The sequence below is a fragment of the Desulfobacter sp. genome (assembly GCA_028768545.1).
In the GTDB taxonomy this organism is placed as follows: Bacteria; Desulfobacterota; Desulfobacteria; order Desulfobacterales; family Desulfobacteraceae; genus Desulfobacter.
Genome location: CP054838.1, coordinates 1,184,273 through 1,210,762 on the forward strand (window position 1 = coordinate 1,184,273; position 26,490 = coordinate 1,210,762).

Sequence of the window (26,490 nt, forward strand, 5' to 3'; positions counted from 1 at the left end):
TTTTAAATTCCTGACAACCGGTTAATTTCATTGATGGACCTTGGGGGGATCAGCCGGGGAACGCATCTGAAGATTTCGTCCAGGGTGGTGATCCCGGCTGCCGCCTTTACCAGGGCGTCCTCCATCAAGGTCACAAACGGGGTGGTCTCAATGCTGATTTTTCGAATTTCAAATGTGGATTTATGATCAAGAATGGCTTCTCTGACCTGTTCGTTCAGGACCAGCATTTCAAACACCGCCACCCTGCCCTTATATCCTGTGTAGTTGCAGGCCCGGCATCCTTCCCCTTTTTGGAAGTCATACTGGGCAATATCCTTGGGAATGAAATTTAAAAGTTTGAGCTCTCCCGGGGTGGGCTTGTGGGGCTTTTTACAATGGGGGCAGATTTTGCGCAAAAGCCGCTGGGACAGGACGCAGACCACGGTTGATGAAATGAGAAAGGCTTCAATATTCATATTCATGAGCCGGATCAGGCCTGAAATACTGTCTTCGGTATGAAAGGAGGTCAGCACCTTATGGCCTGTGAGGGCGGCGTGGACCGCTACTTCAGCCGAATAATGGTCCCTGATTTCGCCGATCACGATTACATCCGGATCCTGGCGGACCACATGTCTTAGAGTCTCTTCATAGGTGAGGTTGATATTGGGATCAATGGAGCATTGGGTGATGACTTCCATGACGTATTCCACAGGATCTTCTGCCGTAATGATGCTCATTTCCGGTTTTTTAATGTGCTTGATGCTTGAATAAAGGGTGGTGGTCTTGCCTGAACCTGTGGGGCCTGTGATGATAAGCACCCCCCCGAGCACATCCCGGATATAGTGGGTCAGCATTCTGGGCTGCATACCGATATGCTCAATGGGGATGATCTGGTCGATGCGGTTGAGAATCCTGAGCACCACTTTTTCTCCAAACACCGCAGCATAGATAGAGACCCGCAGATCATAGGTGTTGCCCTTGTAGTCAAAACTCATGCGCCCGTCCTGGTGTCGTCTTTTTTCCGCAATATTGGCCTTGGACAGGACCTTGATCCTGGCCGTAACCATGGCGGTTGAATCCGGGTCAAGCTCCTTGTGAAAGACCAGGATTCCGTCTATCCTGAATTTAACCTGTAGCCTTTCCTTTAAAGGTTCTATGTGAATATCGCTGGCCCCTTCTCTGATGCCTGCCCCGATAATCGCGTCCACAATGCCCATGGCCGTGTTTTCATCAATGGGCTGAATTGGCTTTTTCTGGCCTGTGGCAACCTGGTCAATGAATTTTTCAATGGCACCCGGAGAGGAGATGGCAATTTCAAGGTGTTCTCCATAGAATTTTTTGGCCTGGTTGACGCTGTTCTTGTCAAAGGGGTCGGCAAAGGCCACAAGAATTTTGTCGCCCCGGGTTTTAACCGGAAGGAAATGATTGGTCTGGTACCATTTTATCGGGGCTTTTTCCAGAAGATCCGTGTCCAGTTTTCCGAAGAGAGGTTAACAAAGGGGAATCCCAGTTGAACCGAGAGGGCCTCTAAGAAATCAGACTCGCTCATGAACTGATGTTCAATAACGACCTGTCCCAGCTGCTTGTCCTTTTCCCTGGACTGGATATCCAGGGCCGCCTTGAGCTTTTCCAGAGAGAGGTAACCAAATTCCACCAGAAGATCTCCGATACGCAGGGACAAACGGTTTGACCTGAGCACCTCTTTCAGCTGGGTGTCTGTAACAAAGTTCAGCTCTTTGAGCACCCCGATCATGGTTTTGTCAGAGGCCAGTTTGGACTTTACCCTTTGGGCTGTTTTTGCCGTTTTGGCAGAGAGGATCCCGGCCTCGGTAAGCGCCGTAAGGATCTGTTCTGAAACAGAATCGTTTTCAGGGGGCATTTGGATTGTTCCCTATTGTTTTTTATATCCACCCAAGAAAGATCGTTCGAATTTCAGGTGACTATACCATATCCCATACCGGATGAAAAGGCTGGGAACCGAAGGTCATGGGGACAGGCAGGGCAAGGGGGCATTCACCCTATTTGGTCAGGGATTCGAAAATATGGTACTCCTCTATATGGTAATGGGGTTCGGGATAGATGGCAATGGGTTTTGAAAACTGGGTTTCCAGAGAGGCGATGAGATGCTTTTCGCTGCCGTGGAAAAGCTGGGCGATTTCCGGGTGAACCTTTAGGGTAAACAGGTTGCCCATCATGTCCGACGCCTCGGAGACCAGGTCTCTGTATATCTTGTGGCAGATGGATATGCCCGAAAGCAGGTGCCCGTTTCCATTGCAGTAAAAACAGGGTTCACAAAGGGTTCGGGTGAGGTTGCGCCTTGTTCTTTTCCGGGTCATCTGGACCAGGCCAAGTTCGGTTAAAGGGAGGATATTGGTCTGGCTTTTGTCCTTTTTCATGGCTTCGTGCATCCGGGACATCACCTTTTCCTTGTGAGAGTCCCTGCGCATGTCAATGAAATCAATGATAATTATCCCGCCGATGTTCCGCAGCCTTATCTGGTAGGCGATTTCCTTTACCGCTTCCAGATTGGTCTTGAGAATGGTTTCGTCAAAGTTGTGGTTTCCCACATAGCGGCCCGTGTTGACATCAACGGCGATGAGGGCTTCGGTCTGCTCTATGACAATGTATCCCCCGGACTTGAGCCAGACCTTCTTTTTCAGGGCCCGGGCAATGTCGCCTTCGATATTATAGGCGTCAAATATGGGTTCTTTGCCCTGGTAGAGATCCACGGACAGGTGGACATCGGGCATGAGCTTTTTTAAAAAATTCTGGACATTTTCATACTCGGTTTTTGAATCAATGACCAGTTTGTCTGCCTCGTTGGCCAATAGATCTCTTACGGCCCTGAAGGTGACGTTTAAATCCCTGTAGACCAGGGCCGTGGCTGAAACCTGGGTGCTGCGTTCCAGGATGTCGTCCCAGGTGTTGTTGAGAAACTCGATTTCCTTTTTCAAGGTGGACGCGTCAATATCCCGGGCCTGGGTTCTGAAGATATAGCCGAAGTTGTTTTTCCGGATGGGCATGAGCATCTCTTTGAGCCGGTTGCGCTCTGTTTCGTCACTGATCCGTTTGGAAATGCCGATGTGGTCCACCGTGGGCATGAGCACCATGTACCGGCCGGCCAGGGAGATGTGGGTGGTCACCCGGGGACCTTTGGAGCCGATGGAGGATTTGGCCACCTGGACCATGATTTCCTGGCCTTCGGTGAGCAGGTCTTCAATACAGCAGTCCGGTGCTGCCATGGGTTTCCATGACCTGGACTCTTTTTCCGGGTCCGGGTCATCCATGCCTGAGTCCTCAGGCTCCTGTTCAAATTTTTTACAGATTTTATGGCTTGCCGCATCCAGGACATCGTCCACATAGATAAATGCGGCCTGGTCAAATCCAATGTCCACAAAAGCCGCCTGCATGCCTGGCAATACCCTCTGGACCCGCCCCTTATAAATATTTCCTGCAATACTTGTATCATCCCTGCGTTCAATAAAGACCTCTACAATGGTGCCGTTTTCAAGCAGGGCCACCCGGGTTTCGTGGGGGGCGGAATTTACGACCAGCTCTTTTATCATGGGGCTGTCCTTGTCTTAAGTTTTTTTATCCTTGCGGTCAGGATTTTTTCTTGTTCAAGATTAAACCCTTTGGCCAGAAGTTCTGTGGGCCTGATGGTCCGTTCATTGTATTTTTTTAAGACCATTTCAATACAGCCGTCATCCGTTAATCTGACAGATGCAAGGGATTTTCTTAAATCCGTTCTTCTGGTTTTACCTTTTTTGCTGATATCTTCAACCCAAAATTCGTCCAACTCCAGGAAACGGTCTAAATCTGCCTGGGTGATCCAGGGAGATGAGAGCCTGATTTCATACCGGTCTTCTGTGTTTTGACGGCCTTTCAAGTGGCATTGGCAGCCGATGACCGAAAGCCCTTGGGGAAGCTGGGCATCCAGGGCCGCTTTGATCTGCCCTGTACCCAGCCTTTTTTCAAGAAAAATAAACAGGGTTTCTTCCTCGCTTTCCATGCCCAGGGGCAGGGCATTGTCAAAGGAGAGGCGCATGGAGGGGTTGAATCCTTTTGAATATTTTACATTCAGGCCTGCCCGTTTGACTGCCCTCTGGAAAATCGTGGACAGCTCAAGGTGCCCAAAGAGCCTCGCATCATCAAGTTTGGAAAAGGTGATGTCATATTTTATAAAATCTTCATCGGGCAAAGGGGCAGATGTTTTGTTTTCAAGCGCCTTGTTTTCGGGTGTGCGTTTTTTTTGCCCGGGGCCGTGGACAATGGGTTGGATCTGTTTGAAATCACAGATTCCGCAGCCTGTGCAGTCGGCCTTCCTGCAGTCAGGGGTCAGGGCTGCTTTTTTGGCCCGGTTAAACTCTTTTTCAAAGAATTGATTTGAAATTCCGGAATCAATATGGTCCCAGGGCAGGGGTTCTGCCAGGTCTCTTTTTCTTGAGGTATAAAAGGCCGGGTCAATCCGGCAGGCCTCAAAGGCCTGTTCCCAAAGTTTGAAATTGAACTGGTCCCTCCAACCGTCCAGGCGGCAGCCCAGGGTATAGGCCTTGACCAGAAGGGGGCCAAGCTTTCGGTCTCCCCTGGCCCAGACCCCTTCCAAAAGGGACATTTTAGGGTCTTGCCATTTAAGTTTGACCTTGCGGTGGTTGAGGTTGGTTTTCAGGAATAAAAGTTTTTCCTGGGTCTGGTCCAGGCTCATCTGGGCATGGCGCTGGAACGGGGTGTGGGCCTTGGGAATAAAGCAGGCAATCGAGGTGTTGATCATCTGTTTGCCCTTGGCATGGGCCGCGGCCAGGGAAGATGCCAGATCAACAATGCCCTGGATATCTTCCATCTCTTCAAAGGGCAGACCCATCATAAAGTAGAGTTTGATGTTTTTCCATCCCAGGGCCAGGGCATTTTCCACGGTGGCGGATATGGATTCCCGGGTCAGGTTTTTGTTGATGATGTCCCGGAGCCTTTGGGTGCCGGCCTCAGGCGCAATGGTAAATCCGGTTTTCCTGACGGTTTTGATCAACGCCATGAGTTCCGGGGTCAGTTTTTCCGCTCGGATGGAGGGAAGGGAGATGGCGTTGCATTGGCCAAGACTTAAGTTGAGCAGCTCCTGCATCAATACCGTGAGATCAGAATAATCCCCGGTGCTTAAAGAAAGAAGGGAAATGTCCGAATATCCTGTGGATGCCAAGGATTTTTTGGTGATTTCCAAAAGGTCGTTCAGGGATCTTTCCCTGACCGGCCGGTAAATCATTCCAGCCTGGCAGAATCGGCATCCCCTGGAGCATCCCCTGGCAATTTCCAGGCGCAGCCGGTCATGGACAGGCTTGGCATAGGGGACGATGGGGTCCATGGGAAAGTTATCCATGGTCAGTTCCGGCAGTATGGCCCGTTTGATCCTTGTGTAATCTTCATACTCAGGGACCAGGGTCTGAATTCCCTTTTCATCCCATTGGGGAGTGAAAAACGAGGGGATGTATACCCCCTGGATTTTGGAAAGCTGTCTGAGCAGGGTTTTCTTTTTTCCGTCTCCCTGGTGTTTAAAGGCCAGGACCGCATCGCTAATCTCAAGGACAGCCTCTTCGCCGTCCCCAATGACAAAGGCGTCAAAGAAATCAGCCAAAGGCTCGGGGTTAAAGGCGCAGGGCCCGCCCCCGATGATCAGCGGAAAGGTCTCGTCCCGCTGGTCTGCATAAAAGGGAATTGAGGAGAGATCCATGAGGGTGAGGATATTGGTAAAGTTCAGCTCATAGAGCAGGCTGATGCCGATGATATCAAAATCCGCCAGAGGGGTTCTTGTTTCCATGGACAGACAGGGGATCTGCTTTTCCCGCATGAGTTTTTCCATGTCCAGTGCCGGGGCAAAAAACCGTTCTGCTGCAATCTCTTTTCTCTGGTTGAGAATAGAGTAAAGAATCTGGAGACCGAAATGGGAGGTCCCGATTTCATAGAGGTCCGGAAAGGCCAGGGCAAAGGTGAGATCCACCTGGGTATGGTCTTTTTTTACCGCGTTTATTTCATTGCCTGCGTACCGGGTCGGGGTCTGGACCCGGGCAAGGATATCTTGATAATTTTGTTCATGCATGATACTGATTTTATAAAAAAAATTAACCTTAAGTTTTAGATAAATGCCAATGATCAAAGTTAATAAATATATAATTTTTCTATGGGAAACGCAATGAAAAGAACAAAGATTAACATTATATCAGGCCTTGAGACCTCTTTGGGCGATGTGCTTGTCAAAGGATGGATCAGGACCAAAAGAGATTCAAAACAGTTTTGTTTTCTGGAGATCAATGACGGATCCTGTCTTGGTAATATCCAGGCCATTGTCAACAATGACCTGGATAATTATGACCAGGTTCAAAAGCTGACAACCGGCTCTGCCGTTGAAGTGGAAGGGGCCTTGGTCGAGTCTCCGGGCAAGGGTCAGGCATGGGAGATTCAGGCCAAAACCGTGGTCGTGGTCTCCATTGCCCCTGAAGATTATCCCCTCCAGAAAAAACGGCACACAGACGAGTTTTTAAGGACCATTGCCCATCTGCGGCCGAGAACCAACAAGTACGGGGCCGCCTTCAGGATCCGGTCTGAAATGGCCTATGCCGTCCATCAGTTTTACAGAGACAAGGGGTTTTCCTATCTGACCGCCCCTTTGATCACAGGATCTGACTGTGAAGGGGCAGGAGAAATGTTCCGGGTGACCAGCCTGGATCCTGCTGATGTGAAAAAACAGGGACAAATGGATTTTTCAAAGGATTTTTTCGGCCGGGAATCCAATCTCACCGTGTCGGGCCAGCTCTCAGCCGAGATGTTTGCCCTTTCTTTGGGGGATGTTTATACCTTTGGTCCCACATTCAGGGCTGAAAATTCCAATACCAGCCGTCATGTGGCGGAATTCTGGATGCTCGAACCGGAAATGGCCTTTTGCGATCTTGAGGGCAACATGGACCATGGGGAAGAATTGGTGAAAACCCTGGTCAAGCATGCCATGGAACATTGCGAATCCGACATGAAGCTCTTTTCCTCTTTTGTGGATAAAGGCCTGCCCGTCCTTCTGGACAATCTGGTCAATTCGGAATTTGCAAGACTTCCCTATACCGAAGCCATTGCCATCCTTGAAAAAGCGGGCAAAAAATTTGAATTCCCCGTGGCCTACGGCATTGATCTTCAGTCCGAACACGAACGCTTTCTGGCAGAAAAGTACTTTAAAAAACCGGTCTTTCTCACGGATTATCCAAGGGAAATTAAACCCTTTTACATGAGGATGAACCCTGATGAAAAGACCGTTGCAGCCATGGATCTTTTGGTCCCGCGGATCGGTGAACTCATCGGGGGCAGCCAGAGGGAGGAGCGGCTTTCCTGCCTGGAAACCCGCATGGATGAGATGAACTTGGAAAAAGAGGCCTATTGGTGGTACCTGGATTCCCGGCGGTTCGGCACCGTGCCCCATTCAGGGTTCGGCATGGGGTTTGAACGGTTTTTAATGATGATCACCGGGATCACCAATATCCGGGACGTGGTGCCCTTCCCCAGGACCCCGGGGAGCATTGATTTTTAGTTCATGGCAACCTATTTTTATTTTCATTCCAGACTGGTGCGCCAGATTTTGGATGCGGTCCGTGCCGGAAAGAACACAATTGAGCTTTCCCTGGATCTTAACCTTTCGGTCTCTGTCTGGCCCATAGAGGATCATTGCCTGATTCTGGACACGGCCCAAGGGCCGGGCTCTGTTCTTTCGGGTTCTGGCCGAAAGACATTTGCCTTAAGCCTTGAGGACTTGGAACCCATCGCCGATGCCGGCAACAAGGTGTTTTGTTTTGACGGAGAATCGCTATTGCCTGTGGAGGTCCGTGCCGATGGATATTATAAGCTGGTACCCACCTCATCTGCGCCCACCCTTGAAATCAACGGAATCAAAATGCACCGATCCAAGGATATTGATCCGTTGGAGGATGCAAGGCTTAAAACACAGCGGGTGGTCAGGCCCGGAGATATTGTTCTGGACACCTGCGGGGGGCTGGGATATTCTGCCCTCTTTGCTGTAAAGGCCGGGGCAAAACAGGTGGTTTCAACGGAAAAAAGCCGGCAGGTGATGGAGATCCGGCAAAAGAATCCATGGATCAGGGCAAATGCCTTTGCCTGGTTCACCCGGGAGGCCGCTGCCCGGATTGAATTGGAAAATGCAGATATCAGCCGTTATATCCAGGGGATTGGCGACCAGTCCTTTGAGGCTGTGATCCATGATCCTCCAAGGTTTTGTTCTGCCACAGGAGACCTTTACGGCAAAGACTTTTACAGGGAATTGGCCCGGGTGGTGAAGCCCAGGGCCAGGCTGTTTCACTATACAGGCTCTCCCCGGCGGATAAAGGAAAAGGACAGGTTTATCAATAATGCCGTAAAACGGCTGGAAACGGCCGGGTTTGACAATCTGTCCTTTGATGACAGGCTTCAGGGGATATTGGGCACAAAAGCCGTTCCCCTGTATTAATACAGATTAATCCATCTAGGATTTGGGACAATTAAGATGAAGATTACCGTACTTGACTATGGGGCCGGCAATGTCCGCAGCCTGATCAATGCCGTTGAGAAAATGGGCGGCCAGACAAAAATGGTTCAAACCCCTGAAGATATCCTTGGGGCTGAAAAATTAATTTTTCCAGGGGTGGGTAATTATGCCTCCATGATCCAGACCCTTCACACGCGGCAGTTTGTTGAGCCGTTGAAAGAATATTTGAATGCAGACCGCCCCTTCCTCGGCATCTGTGTGGGGATGCAGGCCTTGTTTGAGGGCAGTGAAGAAGAGATCGTTCCCAACGAAAGCCTTGGGTTTTTCAAGGGCCGGGTGGCGCGGTTTAAAACCGATTTTTCCGTGCCCCATATCGGGTGGAACGGGATCAATATCAAGCAGGATTCTCCTTTGCTTGACGGGGTGGACCAGGAGACCAAGTTTTATTTTGTCCATTCCTATCATATTGTGCCCGAGGATACCTCTGTGATCCTTGCCACCACATCCTATGATTATGAGTATGCCTCGGCAGTGCAGCAGGGCAATGTCATGGGTACCCAGTTTCATCCTGAAAAAAGCGGGCGGGCCGGAATGCAGCTGCTCAAAAATTTTATTGATTCTGATTCTCTTAGGGCCCGGGGCCCTGTGGATATCCGGGGCAAAGGATTGTCCAAGCGGGTGATTGCCTGCCTGGATGTGAGGTCCAATGATAACGGAGATCTAGTGGTCACCAAGGGGGATCAATACGATGTAAGAGAAGAGGGCAGTGTTCGAAATCTGGGCAAACCCGTGGCCCTGGCCGGAAAATATTACGAAGAAGGGGCCGATGAAATCACCTTTTTGAACATCACGGGGTTCAGGGATTTTCCCCTTGAAGACATGCCCATGCTCAAGGTGCTCGAAGAGACCTCCAAAAATGTATTTGTTCCCCTGACCATTGGGGGCGGTATCCGGGAATTCACCGATAATAAGGGAGAGCATTACTCTGCTTTGGATGTGGCGGCCCGGTATTTCAGGTCTGGCGCGGACAAAATTTCCATTGGCTCTGATGCGGTTGATATTGCCGAAAAATATATTGAAACCGGTAAAAAGACAGGCAAATCCGCCATTGAACAGATTTCCCTGGTTTACGGGGTCCAGGCCGTGGTGATTTCCATTGACCCCAGACAGGTGTGGGTGGATTTCCCTGAACGGGCACCTAAGCACCATGTGATTCCTTCCAGGGAAAAAGGCCCCAACGGAGAGCGCTATTGCTGGTACCAGTGCACGGTCCAGGGCGGGCGTGAAAACCGGGATCTTGATGCCGTGGCCCTGGCAAAGGCCTGCGAGGAACTCGGGGCCGGAGAGATTCTGTTAAACTGCATTAACAGGGACGGAACCAATTCAGGATTTGATCTGGATTTGATCAACGCGGTGCGCAACGCTGTGTCCATCCCTGTGATTGCATCTTCCGGGGCAGGATGCCCGGCCCATTTTTCAGAGGTGTTCATGGAAACAGGGGCCCAAGCGGCCCTGGCCGCAGGGATTTTTCACAGGGAAGAGGTGCCCATCCAGGCGGTAAAGGCGCACCTGGCCGCCCGGGGGATTGAAGTCCGTAAATAGATCATACGGTTTTTTATGGCAGATCCGGGTTAGCCCGCATATTCCTCAAATTGCCAGTTTCTGACCTTCAGGTTATGAAACGTTCGGGTTAGATATGATCCAGAACAGACCCGGCAATGGCATCAATATCCAGGCTCAGGTCAACCGCCCCTGTTTTTATTGCCTCCTTGGGCATGCCGTAAACCACAGACGAGTTTTCATTCTGTGCGATGTTGAATGATCCGGCCGCTTTCATGGCGCTCATGCCGGCGGCCCCGTCAGATCCCATGCCCGTGAGGATGACGCCCAGGGCATTGGCTCCGGCATACCGGGCCACGGATAAAAAAAGAACATCCACTGCCGGCCGCTGGTGATGAACCATGGGGCCGTCTTTGATCCGCACGTAGTACCGGGAACCGCTTCGTCTGAGCAGCATGTGGAAATTGCCCGGGGCGATCAGGGCCTGGCCGTTGAATACCGTATCCCCGTCCCTGGCCTCTTTGACCCGTATTTTACACAATTTGTCCAGCCGTCTGGCATAGGAGGCCGTGAACTGGGCCGGCATGTGCTGAACCACCAATACGCCGGGGGCAGTTGCAGGGAAACGGGTGAGCACCTTTAAAATCGCCTCGGTCCCCCCGGTGGAGGCTCCAATGGCAATGAGCTTGGACGAGGTGGCTGACAACGACCTGTTCCATCGGGAGCCCACTTGTTTCACCGGGGAAATCGGCTTGATTTTTGCCCGGGCTGCGGCCTTGATTTTCCGGGCCAGGTCAGTGCTCATTTCGCCGACAGAATAGGCTGAACCCGGTTTTGAAATCACATTCACCGCACCTGCGGCAAAGGCATCCATGGCCGTCCGGCTGCCCTTGTCCGCCAGGGAGGAAATCACAATCACAGGCAGGGGGTGAAACTGCATCAGTTTTTTTAAAAAGGAGATCCCGTCCATCCGGTCCATTTCAATGTCCAGGGTCACCACATCCGGCTTGAGCCTGAGAATTTTGCCCCGGGCCACGTAGGGGTCCGGAGCCGTACCAATCACATGGATCCCGGGCTTGGCAGAAAGTTCTCTGGAAAGCAGTTTTCTGACAATGGCAGAATCATCAACTATCAATACTGAAATCGGGTTCAACCGTTGGGATCTCCAAGGCTATTGAGTTTTACACGGGCAATGAGGATATCATCGAGGGTGTGGAGTGTGACAGAGGCATCTGTATTGTCCTGCCCTGGATCAGAAAGGATTTCAGGAATGCCCAGGCCCATATAGGATGTGTTGTCCACCCGGGTCAGGGCGTTGCCCGCAATCATGTTCAAGGCTTCTTTCAGGGTGCCGTCCACGTGGGCCTCACTCAGGGTGCTGATGTCCTGGCCCATGAAATTTTCAGTCATGGTATTTAAAAGGGAGGGGGGAATGCTCAAGAAAATACTGCCTGAAAAATTACCGGAAAAGCTGGCGGCAGCCGTCTTCATCTCTGGCGGGCTGTGATCCGGCTTCAGGGGGGAGCTTCGGTTAAACTCTTCAAGGGTCAGAAAAAACATGGTTTCCATGACCTCAAAAATCGAATTCTTCACCTGTTTCATCAATTTGTTCTTCATCAATATGTTCTCCCAATAATTCAATGAGCAGGTCTCTTAGCTGTTCAGGGGAAAAGGGCTTTTTTATATATCCGGCTGCACCCTGGTTAATGATCTGGGTCACTTTTTCAACACTGCCCTCGGTGCTGATGACAATGACCGGGATTTTTTCCATCCCCTGGCTGGCCTTCATGACGCAGAGCATATCTAATCCGTTCATTACCGGCATGTTAAAATCGGTGATCACAATATCCACATCTGCCTGTTTCAGAATGTTGAGGGCTGCCTTCCCGTTTTCTGCTTCCAGAAAGGTTGAGGCCCCGTATCCGGCTGCTCTGAGGGTCTTTTTCAATACCCCGCGCATGGGCAAAGAGTCGTCAACAATTAAGATTGAAAAGGTCATGGCTTTCCTTTTTCTTTCTGTACTTCAAATGGTTTGTAAAAGATCTTCTAATTCCTGGATCTGACAGGTAAACTCTGCAATGATCCGGGTGATATCCTCGGCTGTAATCCCTATTTTTTTCATGGCTTTTTTATGGAACCGATAGGCCAGTCCGTCGGCCCCGACCCCCATCCCCATCATCATGCAGATGCAGTCGGCCAGGTATACCACGGCAATATCCTGATCCTGAATCATTTTGTCATCATGGATATGGTGGTTTCGTATGATCTTAACCATTTTAGGAGAAAATTTCCACATCTTGGCGATCATTCCGCCCAGTTCGGCATGGTCCACACCGATGATTTTTTTTTCCGCCTCGACAAAGCTTAGGTTTTTATTGACCACCAGGTCGGATATTTTTTCAAAGACGTTCTGGACAAATTTATCCAGAACGGTTTTGCCGATATCCTTGAGCAGGGCTGCGGTAAAGATCCTGCTTTTATGGGGTATGTCCAGGGTCACGGCAATCTGTCGGGCAATGATGGCAGAGGATACTGAATATTTCCATATGGCCCCTTCGTTGAGGTCATAGCCCGGCTGTTTCCCGTTGAGCACCTGGGTGCCGGATTTGAGCAGCACAAGGTCAATGATCTGGTCTGTCCCCAGCAGGTTGACGGCATCCTTAATGGATTCGGCCGGGTGCTTTAACCCGAAAAAAGCCGAGTTTGTGGTGCGGAGAACCGAGGCGGTCAAGGCGGGATCATATTGGATGATATTTGAAATATCCTCCATTGACGCCTTGGGGTCATCCACCTTTTCCAGGAGGGGATGAATCACGGCAGGAATGGGCTTTAAATTTTTGATCTCTTTGATCAAGATCTGGATGGCTGTCATATGAGTTCCTCGCCTATGCCCGACGTCTTGACAAAAATATTGCCCGTGGCAATTTCCAGGCGGACCGTCCGGTTCACGTTTCCGCCCACAGCCTGTTTTTCAATGAGCACATTGTTTTTGTAGAGCATTTTTTTCAGGGCCACGTAATTTCGTTTTCCAATGTTGAAAAATCCCTTTTGATCCAGAATTTCAGCACCACCGGCGATAAAAACCCGTATTCTTGGCTTTTTGGCCCCGAGCGTATAGGTTTTTTTGAACAGTCTTGGGATGCCGGTGTCTGCAAACATATAGGGTTTTGCCCTTGCCTTGGTTTCGTCAATGGTCGAATCCGGGAGCATATAGTGCAAAATTCCCCCTGCCCTGGCAAAGGGATCATAAATCACCACACCGATGCAGGAGCCTAGTGAATAGGTGACAATGGTATCGTTGACCTGGTTGCTGGTTTTCATGTCTGCAACGCCTACAATATGCTTCATACCGCCTCAAAATGGTTCGGGTAAGTGCCTGTTGGAAAACTCAGATGCCGTTAAAGGCGATCTGATCCCTGTGGGTTGTCTGCTGCCATGAGTTACCTGGAAAAAGAATTATGAACCATCATAGGCGATTTTCATAAGGGATGTCAAGCAACCCGGAAGCTTGAATCCTGGGGTATTTGTTCGCGGGTATTGTTACCTGGAAATTAAAATCTGGCAAAACCGGCCCATGCATTCTATACTCACTTTTCAGGGCCGCAAAAGGCAATCAAAATTTGTTTATCCCGGTGTTGCAACCCTTGTGAAGATTGTCGCGGTTTTTAATACCTTTTTACACCCTTGAGGGTTCATTAACCGGCCATAAATCAGGACCCCAAATGACACAGATCTATGAAAATATCAAAGAAAAGGCCAAGGCATTGTTTGAGACCCATCAGTTTTTGAACGAGTCCGTGACCGTGACGGCCAGGGCCCTGTCCGTGACCGAGGCCATCGGCAACCCAGAAGACGATGATTACCCCATTCAAAAGGGTAAGGAAAAACTGATGCAGGCAGACTTTAAATCTTCGTTTGGCCAGGCGTTTACCGATCATTTCGGGAATTTTAAAGGCAGCGTAAAAGATGTACTTGACCTGCCCCTGACCAACAATTTTCACCGGGCCATTCTGGTCTCCACCATCAATGCGGTCATGCGTCACTTAACGCTTTTAGACAACACCGTCCACTGCCATGATGATGAGCCCATAGAATGCGCAGCAGGCCTTGTGGCATATATCCGAGCGCATTACGGCCGGCCTAAAATTACCCAGATCGGGCTCCAGCCCCGAATCCTGTTTTTCCCCTGCGTCTTATTGACCTTGACCCGGACAATATCGGAACAGACAAACACGGGGTTATGGTGGAAGGGGCGGATCAGACCCGGGAGGCCGTGGACTGGTGTGATCTCTTGCTGATCACAGGAACGGTCATTGCCAACGGGAGCATTGATCTTTTTTTGGATAAAAAGCCCACCTTGTTCTACGGCACCACCATTGCCGGGCCTGCAAAGCTCATGGGCTGGGACCGGTATTGCAAAATGTCTTGCTGAACCGGTTGTGTGATCTTGGCCTGAAGAATTGAAATTTTTGTTTTAGGATCGGGGAATGTCTCCTGCCGCCTTATGTTACCATGATCAGACAGGGGGGGTATGACAGAAAAAAATCGAACATTTTTAACTTTGACCCAGGCCGTTGATGCGGTTGCTGCTGATTTCGGGCAGTATGGTGTTCAGCCGGATCTGTTTTATCAAATAGGTCTCCTGGTGATGGGAACCAATTTTAAGCTTGGCCTGTTGAATGGGGTCAAGCGGGCATGGATCCGTCCCGATAAAAATCTGCCCTTTACATTGGCAGGTGATGAGGGCTTAGGTTTTTACTTGATTCATCTGCTTGGGACCTGTCAAAAAGATGCCAGAACCATGGCCCGGATATGCGCTCTTGTTTTTCAAGCAGATGCCAGGCCCGGCCAACTGGGGGATAATTTTGGCATATGGATTGAGAACCATATGGGCGGGTTTGTCTGTAAAAGATGCGCATATTGCTGTCACCGCCTGGAAACGGTCTGCGTTGAGCCGGATTTTTTATTGTGGCAAAGCCTTGGGCGCAGGGATATTCTGTCCTGGGTGAAAGAAGAACGCCTGGAAACAGGGAAGATCCAATACCGGATCTGGGTGAATCCGAATACGGGAAAAATAGCGGAATCATGTCCTTTCCTCGCTTTTGAAAAGACCAATGGCCGATCCTATTGCAGGATTCAGGCAGTTAAGCCGAGGGTGTGCAAGGAGTATCCCTTTACCAGAAAACATGCACTGCACACGGGATGTCCCGGGTTTGACGGTTGAACCGTCCGGGACAAATTGCCTGAAAAAGGGGTAAGATCAGCGGATTTAAAAAGGGTTTAATGGCGGGCTTCTGAAGAAAACCGCACCAAGATGGAATCTGGGTAAAAGACCCGAGGTCATCTTTATGGTAAAAGCCTTTTTGTTATGTTAAGAGTAATTTTTGCCATTTTTGTTTGCCGGGCAGTGCTGGCCTCTGAAAGGAGGCGCGCCGGCGTTATAGGACCAATCAAAGGAGAACAATATGGGCAATAGAATGGATGTGATTTTAAAAGAGTTTGGCCAAACCCTTGGGTGCGACGAGTTGACCTTTGATGAGCACGGGTACTGCTGTCTGTTTTTTGATGACATCGTGGTCAACCTATAGGTGAATGAAAAGACCGAGCAATTGTTTTTGTATTCTAATATTGGTGATATACCCAAGGATGTGAATACTGAACTTTACGAAAAACTGCTGGAGGGTAACTTTTTGTTTCAGGGCACATCCGGCGGCACCATTGGGATGGATAAAACCGCGGGCATTTTTTCCCTTGCCTGGCAGGGACCCTTTATAGAGATGGGTGCGGCCGCCTTTGAAATGATTCTGGAAAATTTTGTAAATCTTACCGAGCATTGGCGCGGCATTGTCAAAGATCTGAGCTCTTCGCCCGGCAGTGGTGATTCCCTCCCTGGTTTTCCCCAGGGCATTCGGGTCTAACGGCCCTTTTAATTATCCAAAGGAGATTTGTCATGGCATTAAGTGTAGGCGATTTTACCTCAAAGGTGGCAAACGGAGGTTCGCTTAGATTAGAGTCCCAGGAAGGCGGGCAGAGTAGGGTTACCAACTTTGCCACCAATTTTAAAGGACGGGTGACAGCCTTTTTTCGGGGGCTTTTCAAACCCGGTACCGTGGCCACGGAAAACAAAAACGTGCTCAATGCCTTTGTCACCTCCTTGCGCGGCGACCCTGCATATGGTGATCGTTTCGCAGATATGGCTGCAACCACACTTGCCCGCAATATCGAGAGGGGCAAGCCTCTGACCACGCGTAATGTGCAGCAGGTCATGGATCAGATTCAGGAGGCCAAACGCCAGAATATCGGGTTTACCCATTTTCAGGCCATGGTCGTATCAGAGAACCAGGACAATCGGCCGGGAACCTTTGGCTCCATGTTTGCCGATATTGCCCATGAAAAAGGGCTGCCTGTGTTGACCTCCGCCTATGACACCCATGCATTGAGCCAATCCATTATGTCCGAGGTCCGGATGGCGGGCCAGTCCGGCATGGGCACGGTGACCGCAGGCCAGGCCCAGAGCATTGCCAAGAACAGGATTAATATTTTTCTGGAAAATGTGAAATCCAATATTGATACAATCCAGCAAAACATGACTGCAGGCCCGGAGCGGACCGCCATGGAAAAAGCCGTGCTGACCTTCACTGCCGTGATCAAGCCCAAGACCATTACCAGTGCCAGGCAAGTCTCTGGTACGGCCACCTCACTGATCAACGACATGTGTGATTCAAGAAAATCTGTGAATGAACGGCTTGGCAGTGTTAAGGCCTTTCTTGACGACGTGCTGGGTGCGCTTGAAAAAAATTATGAAGAAGTTGGGTCCGACGATCTCAATGCCGTGCTGACTCTGGCCCTAAGCTATGCCGGGAAGATGAGCAGCAAAACAGAGACTGAGATCTCAGGCGCCTTTGATGCTTGTAAGGGGTTTAAGGATACGGCCATGGGCCTTTCCGTCCCGCTGACCGGTCAGTTTGTTCGCAACCAGTCTGATATGGATGACGTACGCAAGGCCGGCAACGGATTGACCGTACTTTCCCGAATTGGTGAGTTTTTTGCGGGGCAGGCCGGCTACGGATCGGAGATGGGCACTGCCATCCTGATGGAGCAAGGGGAGGGCCTGACTCGTCCTGACCAGATTAACCCGGCCGGCCGTTCCGGCATGGGGGTTTTGGGCGTACCCATACCGGGTGAATAGGGTGCAATTGTTCTGATGAACAAGGCAGAGCGTTCAGCCCATTTTTTTCTGGCCGTAGGTTTTGAATTTTTCTAGAACCGTTTCCATTTCTTTTTCCGGCAGAATCACGGGGTTGCCGATGCTCTGGGTCTGGTAAAAAATCCGGGCGACAAATTCGATCTCTTCGGCGGCGGCAAAGGCTGTGTCCATATCTGGCCCCACAGCCAGCAGGCCATGGTTGGCCAGAAGCAGGGCATTGTAATCTTCGAGGTGTTTTGTCACATTCCGGGCCAGTTCCTCAGAGCCAAAGGTGGCATAGGGGGCAATGGGCACTTTTTTTCCTGCAAAACCCACCAGGTAATGGACTGCCGGGATTTCCCAGCCCAGGCAGGCAATTGTGGTGGCATAGGGAGAATGGGTATGCACTATAGCCTGAACATCCGGTCTTTGATGATAAACGGACAGGTGGAATCCAAGCTCGCTTGATGGTTTACAATCTCCCTCCAGAACAGTTCCAAAAAGATCGGTGAGGACGACATCTTCAGGCTGCAACGCGGCATATTCAATGCCGCTTGGGCTGACAGCCACAATTTTAGAATTTCGGTCAATGATGCTGAGATTGCCTCCGGTACCGGTTGTCAGACCGGATTCAACCATTTTCAGCCCAAAACGAACGATGGTTTTTCTTTTGGTTTCCAACTGCATAAATACCTCCATGGAAAATGATGATCTGTCCTAAATGGATAGGAAGAGGATTCATCATCTCTTGTCCTGGTTTCAACCCGTCAAAGGGGACTGCTTGAGCCCTGGGTGAATACCTATCAAATTTTTGGGTATTTCTGAACCCGATCGGCCATTTAATTTAAGATCTCTTATCCCCACGGCTTTTTGTTTAGCCGCATTTGGTATAACCGCATGAGTGGCAGGTTTTACATCCCTCTTCAAAGGTTATGGCTTGGCCGCATTCCGGACATAGATCCGACTTAAGTCTGTTTTTATACTGCTTTTTCCGGTGTCCATTTTTCCGGGGCAGATATCGTTTTGACAGCACTTTGGCAATGGCATCAGGAATTGAGTAGACCAACCCCCCATCCTGAAAAACCGCGTGTTCACCGCGAATTCCGCTGATCTGTTCAATGATTTCATCCACTTCAATCCCGGATCGCAAGGCCAGGGAAATCAGCCGTCCGATGGCCTCTGTCTTTGCCTGGGTTGATTTTCCGGATTTGCCCACGGTTGCAAAAAGTTCAAAAGGCCTGCCCTTGAATTCTGAAACCGTGATATAGAGACTGCCCATTCCGGTTTTAATTCTATCGGTAAACCCTTCAAGGGTCTGGGGTCTTTTTTTCCCGGCCAGAAGAAATTCATCTGACTCGGGTGTTTCACTTTTTTTTGAAACAGAAAGTACCTGGTTGTCCTTGCTGCCGTCCCGGTAAATGGTCACCCCTTTGCATTTAAGCTTAAAGGCCTGGTTATAGATAAACCTGACCTCGGCTTCAGGGGCGTCATGGGGGAGATTCACCGTTTTTGACACGGCATTGTCCGTGTACTTTTGAAAGGCTGCCTGCATTTTGATATGGTGTTCAGGTTTAATTTCATGGGCGGTAATAAAAATTTTTTGAAGGTCAGCGGGTACGCTGGGGTTTCCTTTGGCCGTTCCGGTTTCGGCAATTTCCTCCATCAGGGCATCGGAGTAAAATCCTTTTTCAATGGCCCGCCGCTTAAACACCGGGTTCACTTCAATCAGTCGGTCATTGTCCATGACCGTTCTGACATAGCTTAGTGCAAAGGCAGGCTCAATACCGCTGGAACAACCGGCAATGATGCTCAAGGTTCCTGTCGGGGCAATGGTGGTGGTGGTGGCATTGCGCATTTTCTGATCTTTAAAGATACTCTGGTCAAAATTGGGGAACACTCCCCTGGTTTTGGCCAGATGACAGGAGGCCTGGTGGGATTCTGTCTGAACAAAGTCCATGATTTTACAGGCCAGTGCCAGGGCCTCTGGTGAGTCATAGGCGATATCGAGCATATAGAGCAGGTCTGCAAAACCCATGATGCCCAAACCGATTTTCCGGTTTGCCTTGACCATGTCGTGGATTTCATCCAGGGGGTATCGGGACATGTCTATGGTATTGTCCAGGAACCGGACGGCAAGATGGATCGTCTTTTTAAGCTCGTCATAATCGACTTGAGCCTTGTTTTTCTTTTGGATCACAAACCGGGTCAGGTTGATGGATCCTAAATTACACGCTTCCATGGGTAATAGCGGCTGTTCCCCGCAGGGATTGGTGGATTCAATTGCGCCGATGCCCGGTGTTGAGTTAAACCGGTTAATTTCATCGATAAAGATGATTCCCGGATCTCCGGTCTCCCATGCCTGTTTGATTAATTCGTCGTAAACCGCTGCCGCACTGAGGCGGGCGGTTTTTTTCCCTGAACAGGGATCAACCAGGTCATACGCTTCTTTTTGGGCCGCTGCAGCCATGAATTCATCTGTCACAGCCACGGATATGTTAAAGTTGTTGAGCTCTTTTTTATTCTTTTTGCAGGTGATAAAGGTCATGATATCCGGGTGATCCACCCGAAGGACAGCCATGTTGGCCCCTCTGCGGGTTCCGCCCTGTTTGACCTGTTCTGTTGCCGTATTAAAGATTTTCATAAATGATACAGGACCGGATGCCACCCCTCCGGTGGAGCCGACCTTGCTGTTTTCAGGGCGGAGCCGGGAAAAGGAAAAACCGGTGCCCCCGCCTGATTTATGTATGATTGCGGCATTTTTAACCGCATCAAAAATACCGTCAATGCTGTCTTCCACAGGGAGGACAAAACAGGCGGCAAGCTGTCCCAATGACCTGCCCGCATTCATCAGGGTCGGGGAGTTGGGTAGAAATTTGAATTCGGCCATCAGGCTGTAAAATTGATCTTCAATCGTTTTAATATCTGTTTTGGAGTCGTAATTTTTTTCAGCTTCGGCAATATGGGTTGCCACCCGCCTGAACATATGTTCAGGTGATTCACATACCTTGCCCGCGGCATCTTTTTTCAGATATCGCCTTTCCAGAACGGTTTTGGCATTTTTAGTTAAAAAAGTGATCTGGTCTGTTTTTTTTTGACTGGGCATGGATATAGTTCCTTTTGATCGGTTAAAATGAATGTTTGTATCGAGAAAATATACTATATATGGTTATTTTTGCTAAGGCAAGCACAATATGTGGTTGCCGTTGCCGGCCGCTGGAGCCCATTCCTCCCTTGGCGTTTGATCTGTCCGCCCCAAGGGTGCATACCCTCGCCCAAATATATCATAACCTGAAGGCCAGAAACTGACAATTTGAGAAAACCGGGCAAATGTATCCCCGGGGTGATTCACGGTTTTACATTGGCCGGGCATCTGGGTAAAAAAGAGTTGACAAAGGGAGACGGTATAAATAAATTGGTCGTACGTCCGATCAATTTTTTTAGGAAACCGGTATGGGAAGAAAAAGCAAGGCAGACCAGCGGCGAATTCAAATCATCAAGGTGTTTTATCAATGCGTGGTTGACCAGGGTGTGGCCAATGCCTCGGTGCGGAAGATTGCCAATGCCGCGGGTGTCCCACCGTCCACCCTTCATCATTATTTTAAGAACAGAGAAGAGATTATCGAAGAGGCGGTGCTTGATTTTACCGACAAGATCTTTACCCGGTTTAATGAGCAGATGAGCGCCATGGACGCGGATTCAGAATGCCGGGACCAAGACCGGGTCAATCAGGGCATTGAGTTTATTTTTTCCCAGGGCATGATCAATGAGAACCACACGGGTTTTTTTCTGGAATGCTGTGTGGCGGCAAGGCATAACCCAAGGATCAAGGCCACCATTGCAGAGCTTTTTGAAAGATTTCGCAAGGCCATTGTGGATCATTTGGAACAGGTACCTGGATTTGACCGTTTGGATCTTTCCCAAAAATCCCTGCTGGCATCCACTGTGGTGGCTATCCATGAGGGGATTGAACTTCAATGGTTTGCCGATCCCGAACAGGTCAATTTGGCCCAGACCCTTGCAACCACAAGGAATCTGATCGATTTTTTTATCAAAAATGCAGGCAATCTCTCTTCCAAAGGAGGATGATCATGGACTGGACCCGCTGCTATGGAAGGTATCGAAAGATTTTTTCAGGTCAACGGTTTCCTCTGGCCTTTGTGGATCTGGACCAATTTGATCGGAATGTGGCCTATGTGGCAGCCACCCAGAAAAATACCGGCAAAACCATCCGGGTGGCATCCAAATCCATTCGAAGCCTGGATTTGATCAAACGGGTGTTTGAAAAAGGCGGCCCTGCCTATCAAGGCATTCTATCCTTTACCATGGAAGAGGCCGGCTTTCTTTTTGATAACGGCCTGGACGATATCATTGTGGCCTATCCCACAGCCCAGCCCTCTGATTTGGCCCTGTTTGCCCAAAAAACCAGGCAGGGGGCCAATCTCGCTTTGATGGCCGATTCTTTTGATCATCTAAAATTAATTTCCAGGGCCGGTGAAACCGCCGGTATCCCCCTCAAAGTCTGCCTGGATGTGGATATGTCCTTTAGGGCATTGGGCGCCCGGGTTCATCTGGGGGTGAGGCGCAGTCCTGTGTATTCTCCGGACCAGGTTCTGGATCTTGCCGTCAGGGCCGGTCAGCTGCCCTGTATCAGGGTTGCCGGGATCATGGGGTATGAGGCCCAGATTGCCTCTTTAAACGATAATATGCCAAGCCAGGCCATTAAAAATAAATTGCTCAGGCTGTTCAAGCAAAGGTCTGTGAAAGAGCTGACCCGTCGCCGGGAACAGATGGTGGCCCGGCTGAAACAGATGGACATCCCCCTTGAGGTGGTCAACGGCGGGGGCAGCGGAAGCCTGCTTTCCACGGGCAAAGACAGGGCTGTCACCGAAGTCACGGCAGGATCTGCTTTCTTTGCCCCCGGGCTTTTTACCCATTTTCACGAGGTCCATTTTGAGCCTGCGGCATTTTTTGCCCTTCAGGTGGCAAGGATTCCCAAAAAAGGGATGGTCACCTGCCAGGGCGGGGGATATGTGGGCTCGGGCGAGGTCAATGTCAACCGTCTGCCCTGGCCGGTCATGCCCCCGGGCCTGTCCTATATTCCCATGGAAGGGGCAGGAGAGGTCCAGACCCCCCTGATTCTCCCGTCCCAAGGCCCTGACCTCAAGCTTGGAGACCCTGTGTTTTTCCAGCATGCCAAGGCAGGAGAACTTTGTGAACGGTTTAATGAACTGCACCTGGTAAAGGATAACAGGCTTGCAGGCCGGGTGTCGACCTATCGGGGAAAGGGCCTTGCTTTTTTATAACACCAATATAACGAAAACGGTTTAGCCGCCGGGTTTTGATTGTTTAACAACATCCTTAACATTAGAGGAGGAAATGTGAAACCGTTCCGGATATTTGATTTTATCATTGTGGGGGCCGGGATTTCAGGCCCGTTTATTGCCGATGAACTCTGCAGGGCAGGAGCTGATTGTCTGCTCATTGAGGCGGGCAGAAAGTATTCAAGAAAAACCTATCCTGACAACGGCCTGGACGGGAATTCCCAGCTTTATTGGTCCGGCGGTCTGGAACTGGGCCATGACTGCAAGATCGCCTTTTTACGGCCCAAGGTGGTGGGCGGCGGTTCCATTGTCAACCAGGCCCTGGTGGACCGGTTTGATGAGGATGCCTGGGGCTCCTGGAAATCCCAGTCCGGGGTGGATTTTTTCAATGTCGATGATATGGCGCCCTGGTATGACAAGGCAGAAGGGTCCATTGAAATCCAGGAGATCCCGGCCCAGTTCAGAAATAAAAATGCTGAAATTTTTGATCAGGGGTTTAAAAATCTGAACTTCCAGAGTGCGCCTTTGCGGCGGGCCCAGAGCAACTGCCGCATAGAAGAGGGCAATTGCTGTATTGAATGCCTTAACGGATGCCGCCTGGGATCCAAGCAGTCCACGCCTGAAACCGTATTAAAAACCGCTCTGGAAAATGATCTGGTTCTGGTTTCCGATACCGAGGTGGTTAAGGTGGAAAACAACCAGGGGGATATCAAGGTGTTTGGCCTGGATCCCAATGGCGGAGAATCCATTTTCCAAGGAAAAAATCTGGTCTTGGCCGGAGGGGCCATCGGCAATGCAAGGCTGCTGCTCAACTCGGGATTTGGTAAAAAACTGCCCCATATCGGCAAAGGGTTTTTCTGCCACCCCCAGTTTATGAGTTTCGGGGTGTATGAAGAAAAGATCAACTCCCATATGGGGGCATTCCAGGCCTTTAAATCAGATGATCAGGGGTTTAGAAAAGAGGGGTTTAAACTGGAAAACGTCTATGCCGGTCCCGAGGGGATCTCTTTGCTGGTGCCGGATTTTGGCCTGGCTCATCACAGGGCCATGGAAAAACTCTCTCATTTTGCCTGTATCGAGGTCTGCACCCGGGACACCCATCCGGGCCAGATCAGTGTGAACCGAAAGGGCAAGGCCCTGATCCGAAAGGTTCAGAATGATGAGGATATCCGCAGGTATGAAAAAGGGGCCAAGGTCATTGATGATATTTTCAAGTCCACCAATGCCAAAGAGATCATCCACGGCAGGTTCGGCATCGGGCTTCATCTCATGGGATGCTGCGCCATGGGTACAGATTCGGGAACCTCTGTTATCAGTCCGGAGTTCAGCCTTCACAATCACCCTAATATTTTTGCTGCGGATTCGTCCATCTTTCCCAATGCACCGGGGATCAATCCCTCCCTGACCATTATGGCCCTGTCCAAAAGGGCGGCTCACACTATTCTTAAGAACAGAGCATAAGGAATAAAATTATGATCGTGTCAAAATATTTTTCCCAGGCCCAGTTAAAGGGGCTTGTCAAGGCCGGAGATATTATCCTGCCCGGCACCGAGACCTCTCCTTCTTTTTCAGATACCGGCTGCATTGTCCACATGGACCGGATGGCCGCCTTTTTGTCCGAAGATGATTTAAGCGGGCTTAAAATGCTGCTTTGGGTATTCAGGTGGATGCCGAAATGGAAGATACGCCTTCTTTTCAAGCTCTGCAATAAGAGCAGCAAGTTCCCGGGGTTTATCGGGGCCGGGATGCGCATGCTGGAAATTGGTGTCAAAGGGGCCGTGTTTTCACCCTATTATGCCAACCTTACAGCGCCTGGGTATACCGGAAAAAAAGTCCATGACGCCATTGACTGGCACCCAAAATTAGTGCTCAAAGAAGGAGAACTTCCGGAAAAGGCCATGTCCGTGAACCTTGATGATCCAGACCCTCAAGAGATTGACCTTATTTACAAGAGAGCCAAAACTGCCCAGCCTGACATCCGGGACTGGGGGGTGAAAAAACGGGTGGAATTCTTATCCGCCTTAAAAGCGGTGATTCTTGAGCACCAGGAGTTCATCCTTGACCAGGTCCAGAAAGATACGGGAAAATCAAGGTTTGACGCCATTACCGCAGAAATTTTCGGGGTGCTTGATTTTCTGGACTACCTTGAAAAAAATGCAGTGAAATGTCTAAAAGACCGGAAAGTGCCGACCCCTTTTGCCCTGATGGGCAAATCTTCCAAGGTTTATTTTGAACCGTTGGGCACAGCCCTGCTCATCTCCCCCTGGAATTACCCCTTTTACCAGGCCATTGTCCCCATTGCCCAGGCCTTTGTTGCGGGAAATGCCGTGGTGTTCAAACCCTCTTCAGCCACGCCCTTGAAAGGCCTTGTGGAGCTGCTCCTGGCCAAGGCCGGGTTCAGGCCCGGCTGGGTCCAGGTGGTTTACGGATCCGGGTCAAAGGTGGGAGACGCTCTTGTGGACGGCCGGCCAGACAAAATTTTTCTCATCGGCAGCCAGGCTGTGGGCCGTCATGTCATGGAAAAAGCGGCCCGTCATCTGATTCCCGTGGAGCTGGAACTTGGGGGTAAAGATCCCATGGTGGTCTTTGACGATGTGAATATTGAACGGGCCGCGGCAGGGGCCATCTGGGGGGCATTCACCACCACGGGCCAGTCCTGTACCTCTGTGGAGCGCCTCTTTGTCCATGAACAGATTTATGAAGAATTTAAAACCCGATTGATTCGGGAAACCCAAACACTGGTGTTGGGCACAGACAAGGACGGTAGCTGCGATATCGGTCCCATGTGCACCCAGGCCCAGGTGAAAGCCATTGCAGCCCAGGTAGCCGATGCCAAAGAAAAAGGCGCCCGTTTTCTCACCGGCGGGGACTGGGACGGCCGCTCCGAATTGGTTCCCCCCATGATTGTGGAAGGGGTGACCCAGGATATGCTCATGGACCAGGAGGAAAATTTCGGACCGCTTCTGCCCCTCTACTCTTTTTCCAGTGAAGCCCAGGCCATTGAACTGGCCAATGATCCGGAATACGGGCTTTCAGCATCGGTATGGTCCCATGATATCAAGCGGGCCGACCGGGTGGCCAGGGCCATTTACACGGGCAATGTCTCCATCAACAATGTCATGCTCACCGAAGGCAACCATGCCCTGCCCTTCGGCGGAGTGGGCAAAAGCGGGTTTGGAAGGTACAAAGGAGAGTTTGGGTTCTATGCCTTTGCCAACATCAAAGCCATCCTCATTGACAAGGATTCAGCCAATATGGAGGCCAATTGGTTTCCCTATACCCCAAAAAAGTATCAGATTTTTTCAGACCTTACCAAAGCCTTGTATTCACCCGGAAAGATTTTGGGCCTGATCAAGGGCTCATTTTACGGGCTCAAGCTTGAAACCTATGTGAAAAAACTGGCTAAAAAGGGCAGAGATTAACTTGAATTTTTGATGAACCTGCTGGAATAAAAAGAGGGATCAGGAGTCCTTTAGTACATCCTTTACCGTTTCATCGGTCTGGATGACAAGGGGCTCTTGCTCTCTTGCAGGTGCCGAACTTGTGATCTGTTTTCGTGTAATGGAAAAGGAGCCTGAGCCTGAGGAGATCACCCAGTCTTCCAGTTCAAAGTTGAGAAAAATGATTTCCGGGATATTGGAAAGCAGCTTGCACAGGGTTTCCACCTCTTCGTGCTTCATGTCCTGTCCTGAGACTTTGCACAAGCGTCCTGTAAAGCTTGCGGCCTTGCCTGAAAAGGAAAAAAAGAACTGCTGGAGATCTGTTCCGTGGCTGACCAGAACCCGTTTGATCTTTTGATTTATTTCATATCTGGTTTGTTTTGTTTTCATTTGGGGCGAATGATAAAAGTCAAAGCCAAAGAAGTCAATACTCTCTTGGATAAATATTCCGAAAAAAAGGGCAGAGGGTGGGCCCGGGCAAATGGAAAAAAGGGGGGA

At 50.1% G+C, this 26,490-nt stretch carries 21 protein-coding genes and 2 pseudogenes; 12 read left to right on the top strand and 11 right to left on the bottom strand.

The features are described 5' to 3' along the window. Positions 1-2: 2 nt before the first annotated feature. The 3 genes and pseudogenes from tadA to HUN05_05740 form a co-directional block, all read right to left on the bottom strand. Positions 3-1,858, bottom strand: a pseudogene (gene tadA / locus HUN05_05730) (Flp pilus assembly complex ATPase component TadA). 139 nt (positions 1,859-1,997) lie between these two features. Continuing rightward, complete coding sequence (locus HUN05_05735) at positions 1,998-3,545, bottom strand: Rne/Rng family ribonuclease (protein WDP84705.1); 1,548 nt, start codon at positions 3,543-3,545, stop codon at positions 1,998-2,000. Beyond that, positions 3,542-6,064 (bottom strand): TIGR03960 family B12-binding radical SAM protein, encoded by a 2,523-nt coding sequence (locus HUN05_05740; GenBank protein WDP84706.1) that lies wholly within the window; start codon positions 6,062-6,064, stop codon positions 3,542-3,544. Before HUN05_05740 ends, HUN05_05735 begins: the two co-directional genes overlap by 4 nt. A 93-nt stretch (positions 6,065-6,157) precedes the next feature. On the opposite strand from HUN05_05740, the gene asnS reads away from it, so the two are divergent. From asnS to hisF, 3 genes are read left to right on the top strand one after another with little or no spacing between them, the layout of a single operon-like run. Further along, positions 6,158-7,537 (top strand): asparagine--tRNA ligase, encoded by a 1,380-nt coding sequence (asnS, locus tag HUN05_05745; protein WDP84707.1) that lies wholly within the window; start codon positions 6,158-6,160, stop codon positions 7,535-7,537. Between the two features lie 3 nt (positions 7,538-7,540). Continuing rightward, positions 7,541-8,467, top strand: a complete 927-nt coding sequence (locus HUN05_05750; GenBank protein ID WDP84708.1) for a hypothetical protein — start codon at positions 7,541-7,543, stop codon at positions 8,465-8,467. 36 nt (positions 8,468-8,503) lie between these two features. Beyond that, the gene (gene hisF / locus HUN05_05755; protein WDP84709.1) at positions 8,504-10,087 is read left to right on the top strand and encodes an imidazole glycerol phosphate synthase subunit HisF; all 1,584 of its coding nucleotides are present in this window, start codon (positions 8,504-8,506) and stop codon (positions 10,085-10,087) included. Positions 10,088-10,175: 88 nt separating this feature from the next. On the opposite strand, the gene HUN05_05760 is transcribed toward hisF, so the two are convergent. Genes HUN05_05760 through HUN05_05780 form a run of 5 tightly spaced genes read right to left on the bottom strand, consistent with a single transcriptional unit; the run spans position 10,176 to position 13,393 of the window. Beyond that, positions 10,176-11,198 (bottom strand): chemotaxis response regulator protein-glutamate methylesterase, encoded by a 1,023-nt coding sequence (locus tag HUN05_05760; GenBank protein ID WDP84710.1) that lies wholly within the window; start codon positions 11,196-11,198, stop codon positions 10,176-10,178. Further along, positions 11,195-11,662, bottom strand: coding sequence for a chemotaxis protein CheX (locus tag HUN05_05765; protein WDP84711.1), 468 nt, complete (start codon positions 11,660-11,662; stop codon positions 11,195-11,197). Before HUN05_05765 ends, HUN05_05760 begins: the two co-directional genes overlap by 4 nt. Then, entirely contained in the window at positions 11,619-12,044 is a 426-nt protein-coding gene (locus HUN05_05770; protein WDP84712.1) for a response regulator, read from the bottom strand. The genes HUN05_05765 and HUN05_05770 overlap by 44 nt, the downstream gene beginning before the upstream one ends. A 24-nt stretch (positions 12,045-12,068) precedes the next feature. Continuing rightward, on the bottom strand, positions 12,069-12,917 hold the full coding sequence (locus tag HUN05_05775) for an HDOD domain-containing protein (protein WDP84713.1): 849 nt from the start codon (positions 12,915-12,917) through the stop codon (positions 12,069-12,071). Further along, a complete protein-coding gene (locus tag HUN05_05780; protein WDP84714.1) occupies positions 12,914-13,393 on the bottom strand; it encodes a chemotaxis protein CheD in 480 nt (159 codons plus the stop codon). Before HUN05_05780 ends, HUN05_05775 begins: the two co-directional genes overlap by 4 nt. 374 nt (positions 13,394-13,767) lie before the next feature. On the opposite strand from HUN05_05780, the pseudogene HUN05_05785 reads away from it, so the two are divergent. The 5 genes and pseudogenes from HUN05_05785 to HUN05_05805 all read left to right on the top strand — a co-directional run bounded on the left by HUN05_05785 (position 13,768) and on the right by HUN05_05805 (position 17,234). Next, a pseudogene (locus tag HUN05_05785) lies at positions 13,768-14,477 on the top strand (hypothetical protein). Positions 14,478-14,576: 99 nt separating this feature from the next. Further along, entirely contained in the window at positions 14,577-15,269 is a 693-nt protein-coding gene (locus tag HUN05_05790; GenBank protein ID WDP84715.1) for a YkgJ family cysteine cluster protein, read from the top strand. A 241-nt stretch (positions 15,270-15,510) separates the two neighbouring features. After that, complete coding sequence (locus HUN05_05795; protein ID WDP84716.1) at positions 15,511-15,633, top strand: CesT family type III secretion system chaperone; 123 nt, start codon at positions 15,511-15,513, stop codon at positions 15,631-15,633. Then, on the top strand, positions 15,634-15,963 hold the full coding sequence (locus HUN05_05800; protein WDP84717.1) for a type III secretion system chaperone: 330 nt from the start codon (positions 15,634-15,636) through the stop codon (positions 15,961-15,963). A gap of 32 nt (positions 15,964-15,995) precedes the next feature. Next, positions 15,996-17,234, top strand: coding sequence for a hypothetical protein (locus HUN05_05805; GenBank protein ID WDP84718.1), 1,239 nt, complete (start codon positions 15,996-15,998; stop codon positions 17,232-17,234). A gap of 33 nt (positions 17,235-17,267) precedes the next feature. On the opposite strand, the gene HUN05_05810 is transcribed toward HUN05_05805, so the two are convergent. Continuing rightward, a complete protein-coding gene (locus HUN05_05810) occupies positions 17,268-17,918 on the bottom strand; it encodes an L-fuculose-phosphate aldolase (protein ID WDP84719.1) in 651 nt (216 codons plus the stop codon). 187 nt (positions 17,919-18,105) lie between these two features. Next, complete coding sequence (locus tag HUN05_05815; GenBank protein WDP84720.1) at positions 18,106-20,334, bottom strand: vitamin B12-dependent ribonucleotide reductase; 2,229 nt, start codon at positions 20,332-20,334, stop codon at positions 18,106-18,108. Between the two features lie 347 nt (positions 20,335-20,681). Between HUN05_05815 and HUN05_05820 the strand changes: the two genes are divergently transcribed. From HUN05_05820 to HUN05_05835, 4 genes are all read left to right on the top strand, one after another. Next, positions 20,682-21,317 (top strand): TetR/AcrR family transcriptional regulator, encoded by a 636-nt coding sequence (locus HUN05_05820; GenBank protein ID WDP84721.1) that lies wholly within the window; start codon positions 20,682-20,684, stop codon positions 21,315-21,317. Positions 21,318-21,319: 2 nt separating this feature from the next. Further along, positions 21,320-22,534: an alanine racemase gene (locus HUN05_05825; GenBank protein ID WDP84722.1), complete on the top strand. Its 1,215-nt coding sequence runs from the start codon at positions 21,320-21,322 to the stop codon at positions 22,532-22,534. A gap of 75 nt (positions 22,535-22,609) precedes the next feature. Continuing rightward, positions 22,610-24,013 carry a GMC family oxidoreductase gene (locus HUN05_05830; protein ID WDP84723.1) on the top strand — a complete coding sequence of 468 codons (1,404 nt, stop codon included), beginning with the start codon at positions 22,610-22,612 and terminating at the stop codon, positions 24,011-24,013. Positions 24,014-24,450: 437 nt separating this feature from the next. Beyond that, on the top strand, positions 24,451-25,974 hold the full coding sequence (locus HUN05_05835) for an aldehyde dehydrogenase family protein (GenBank protein ID WDP87946.1): 1,524 nt from the start codon (positions 24,451-24,453) through the stop codon (positions 25,972-25,974). 39 nt (positions 25,975-26,013) lie between these two features. Here HUN05_05835 and HUN05_05840 read toward each other — a convergent pair whose 3' ends face one another. After that, positions 26,014-26,382 (bottom strand): hypothetical protein, encoded by a 369-nt coding sequence (locus HUN05_05840; GenBank protein ID WDP84724.1) that lies wholly within the window; start codon positions 26,380-26,382, stop codon positions 26,014-26,016. Positions 26,383-26,490: the final 108 nt, after the last annotated feature.

Bases quoted from the DNA above. Each gene is read 5' to 3' on its own strand.
- HUN05_05735 (WDP84705.1), bottom strand. From the start codon at position 3,545: ATGATAAAAGAGCTGGTCGTAAATTCCGCCCCCCACGAAACCCGGGTG.
- HUN05_05740 (WDP84706.1), bottom strand. From the start codon at position 6,064: ATGCATGAACAAAATTATCAAGATATCCTTGCCCGGGTCCAGACCCCG.
- asnS (WDP84707.1), top strand. From the start codon at position 6,158: ATGAAAAGAACAAAGATTAACATTATATCAGGCCTTGAGACCTCTTTG.
- HUN05_05750 (WDP84708.1), top strand. From the start codon at position 7,541: ATGGCAACCTATTTTTATTTTCATTCCAGACTGGTGCGCCAGATTTTG.
- hisF (WDP84709.1), top strand. From the start codon at position 8,504: ATGAAGATTACCGTACTTGACTATGGGGCCGGCAATGTCCGCAGCCTG.
- HUN05_05765 (WDP84711.1), bottom strand. From the start codon at position 11,662: ATGAAGAACAAATTGATGAAACAGGTGAAGAATTCGATTTTTGAGGTC.
- HUN05_05770 (WDP84712.1), bottom strand. From the start codon at position 12,044: ATGACCTTTTCAATCTTAATTGTTGACGACTCTTTGCCCATGCGCGGG.
- HUN05_05775 (WDP84713.1), bottom strand. From the start codon at position 12,917: ATGACAGCCATCCAGATCTTGATCAAAGAGATCAAAAATTTAAAGCCC.
- HUN05_05780 (WDP84714.1), bottom strand. From the start codon at position 13,393: ATGAAGCATATTGTAGGCGTTGCAGACATGAAAACCAGCAACCAGGTC.
- HUN05_05790 (WDP84715.1), top strand. From the start codon at position 14,577: ATGACAGAAAAAAATCGAACATTTTTAACTTTGACCCAGGCCGTTGAT.
- HUN05_05795 (WDP84716.1), top strand. From the start codon at position 15,511: ATGGGCAATAGAATGGATGTGATTTTAAAAGAGTTTGGCCAAACCCTT.
- HUN05_05805 (WDP84718.1), top strand. From the start codon at position 15,996: ATGGCATTAAGTGTAGGCGATTTTACCTCAAAGGTGGCAAACGGAGGT.
- HUN05_05810 (WDP84719.1), bottom strand. From the start codon at position 17,918: ATGCAGTTGGAAACCAAAAGAAAAACCATCGTTCGTTTTGGGCTGAAA.
- HUN05_05815 (WDP84720.1), bottom strand. From the start codon at position 20,334: ATGCCCAGTCAAAAAAAAACAGACCAGATCACTTTTTTAACTAAAAAT.
- HUN05_05820 (WDP84721.1), top strand. From the start codon at position 20,682: ATGGGAAGAAAAAGCAAGGCAGACCAGCGGCGAATTCAAATCATCAAG.
- HUN05_05825 (WDP84722.1), top strand. From the start codon at position 21,320: ATGGACTGGACCCGCTGCTATGGAAGGTATCGAAAGATTTTTTCAGGT.
- HUN05_05835 (WDP87946.1), top strand. From the start codon at position 24,451: ATGTCCGTGAACCTTGATGATCCAGACCCTCAAGAGATTGACCTTATT.
- HUN05_05840 (WDP84724.1), bottom strand. From the start codon at position 26,382: ATGAAAACAAAACAAACCAGATATGAAATAAATCAAAAGATCAAACGG.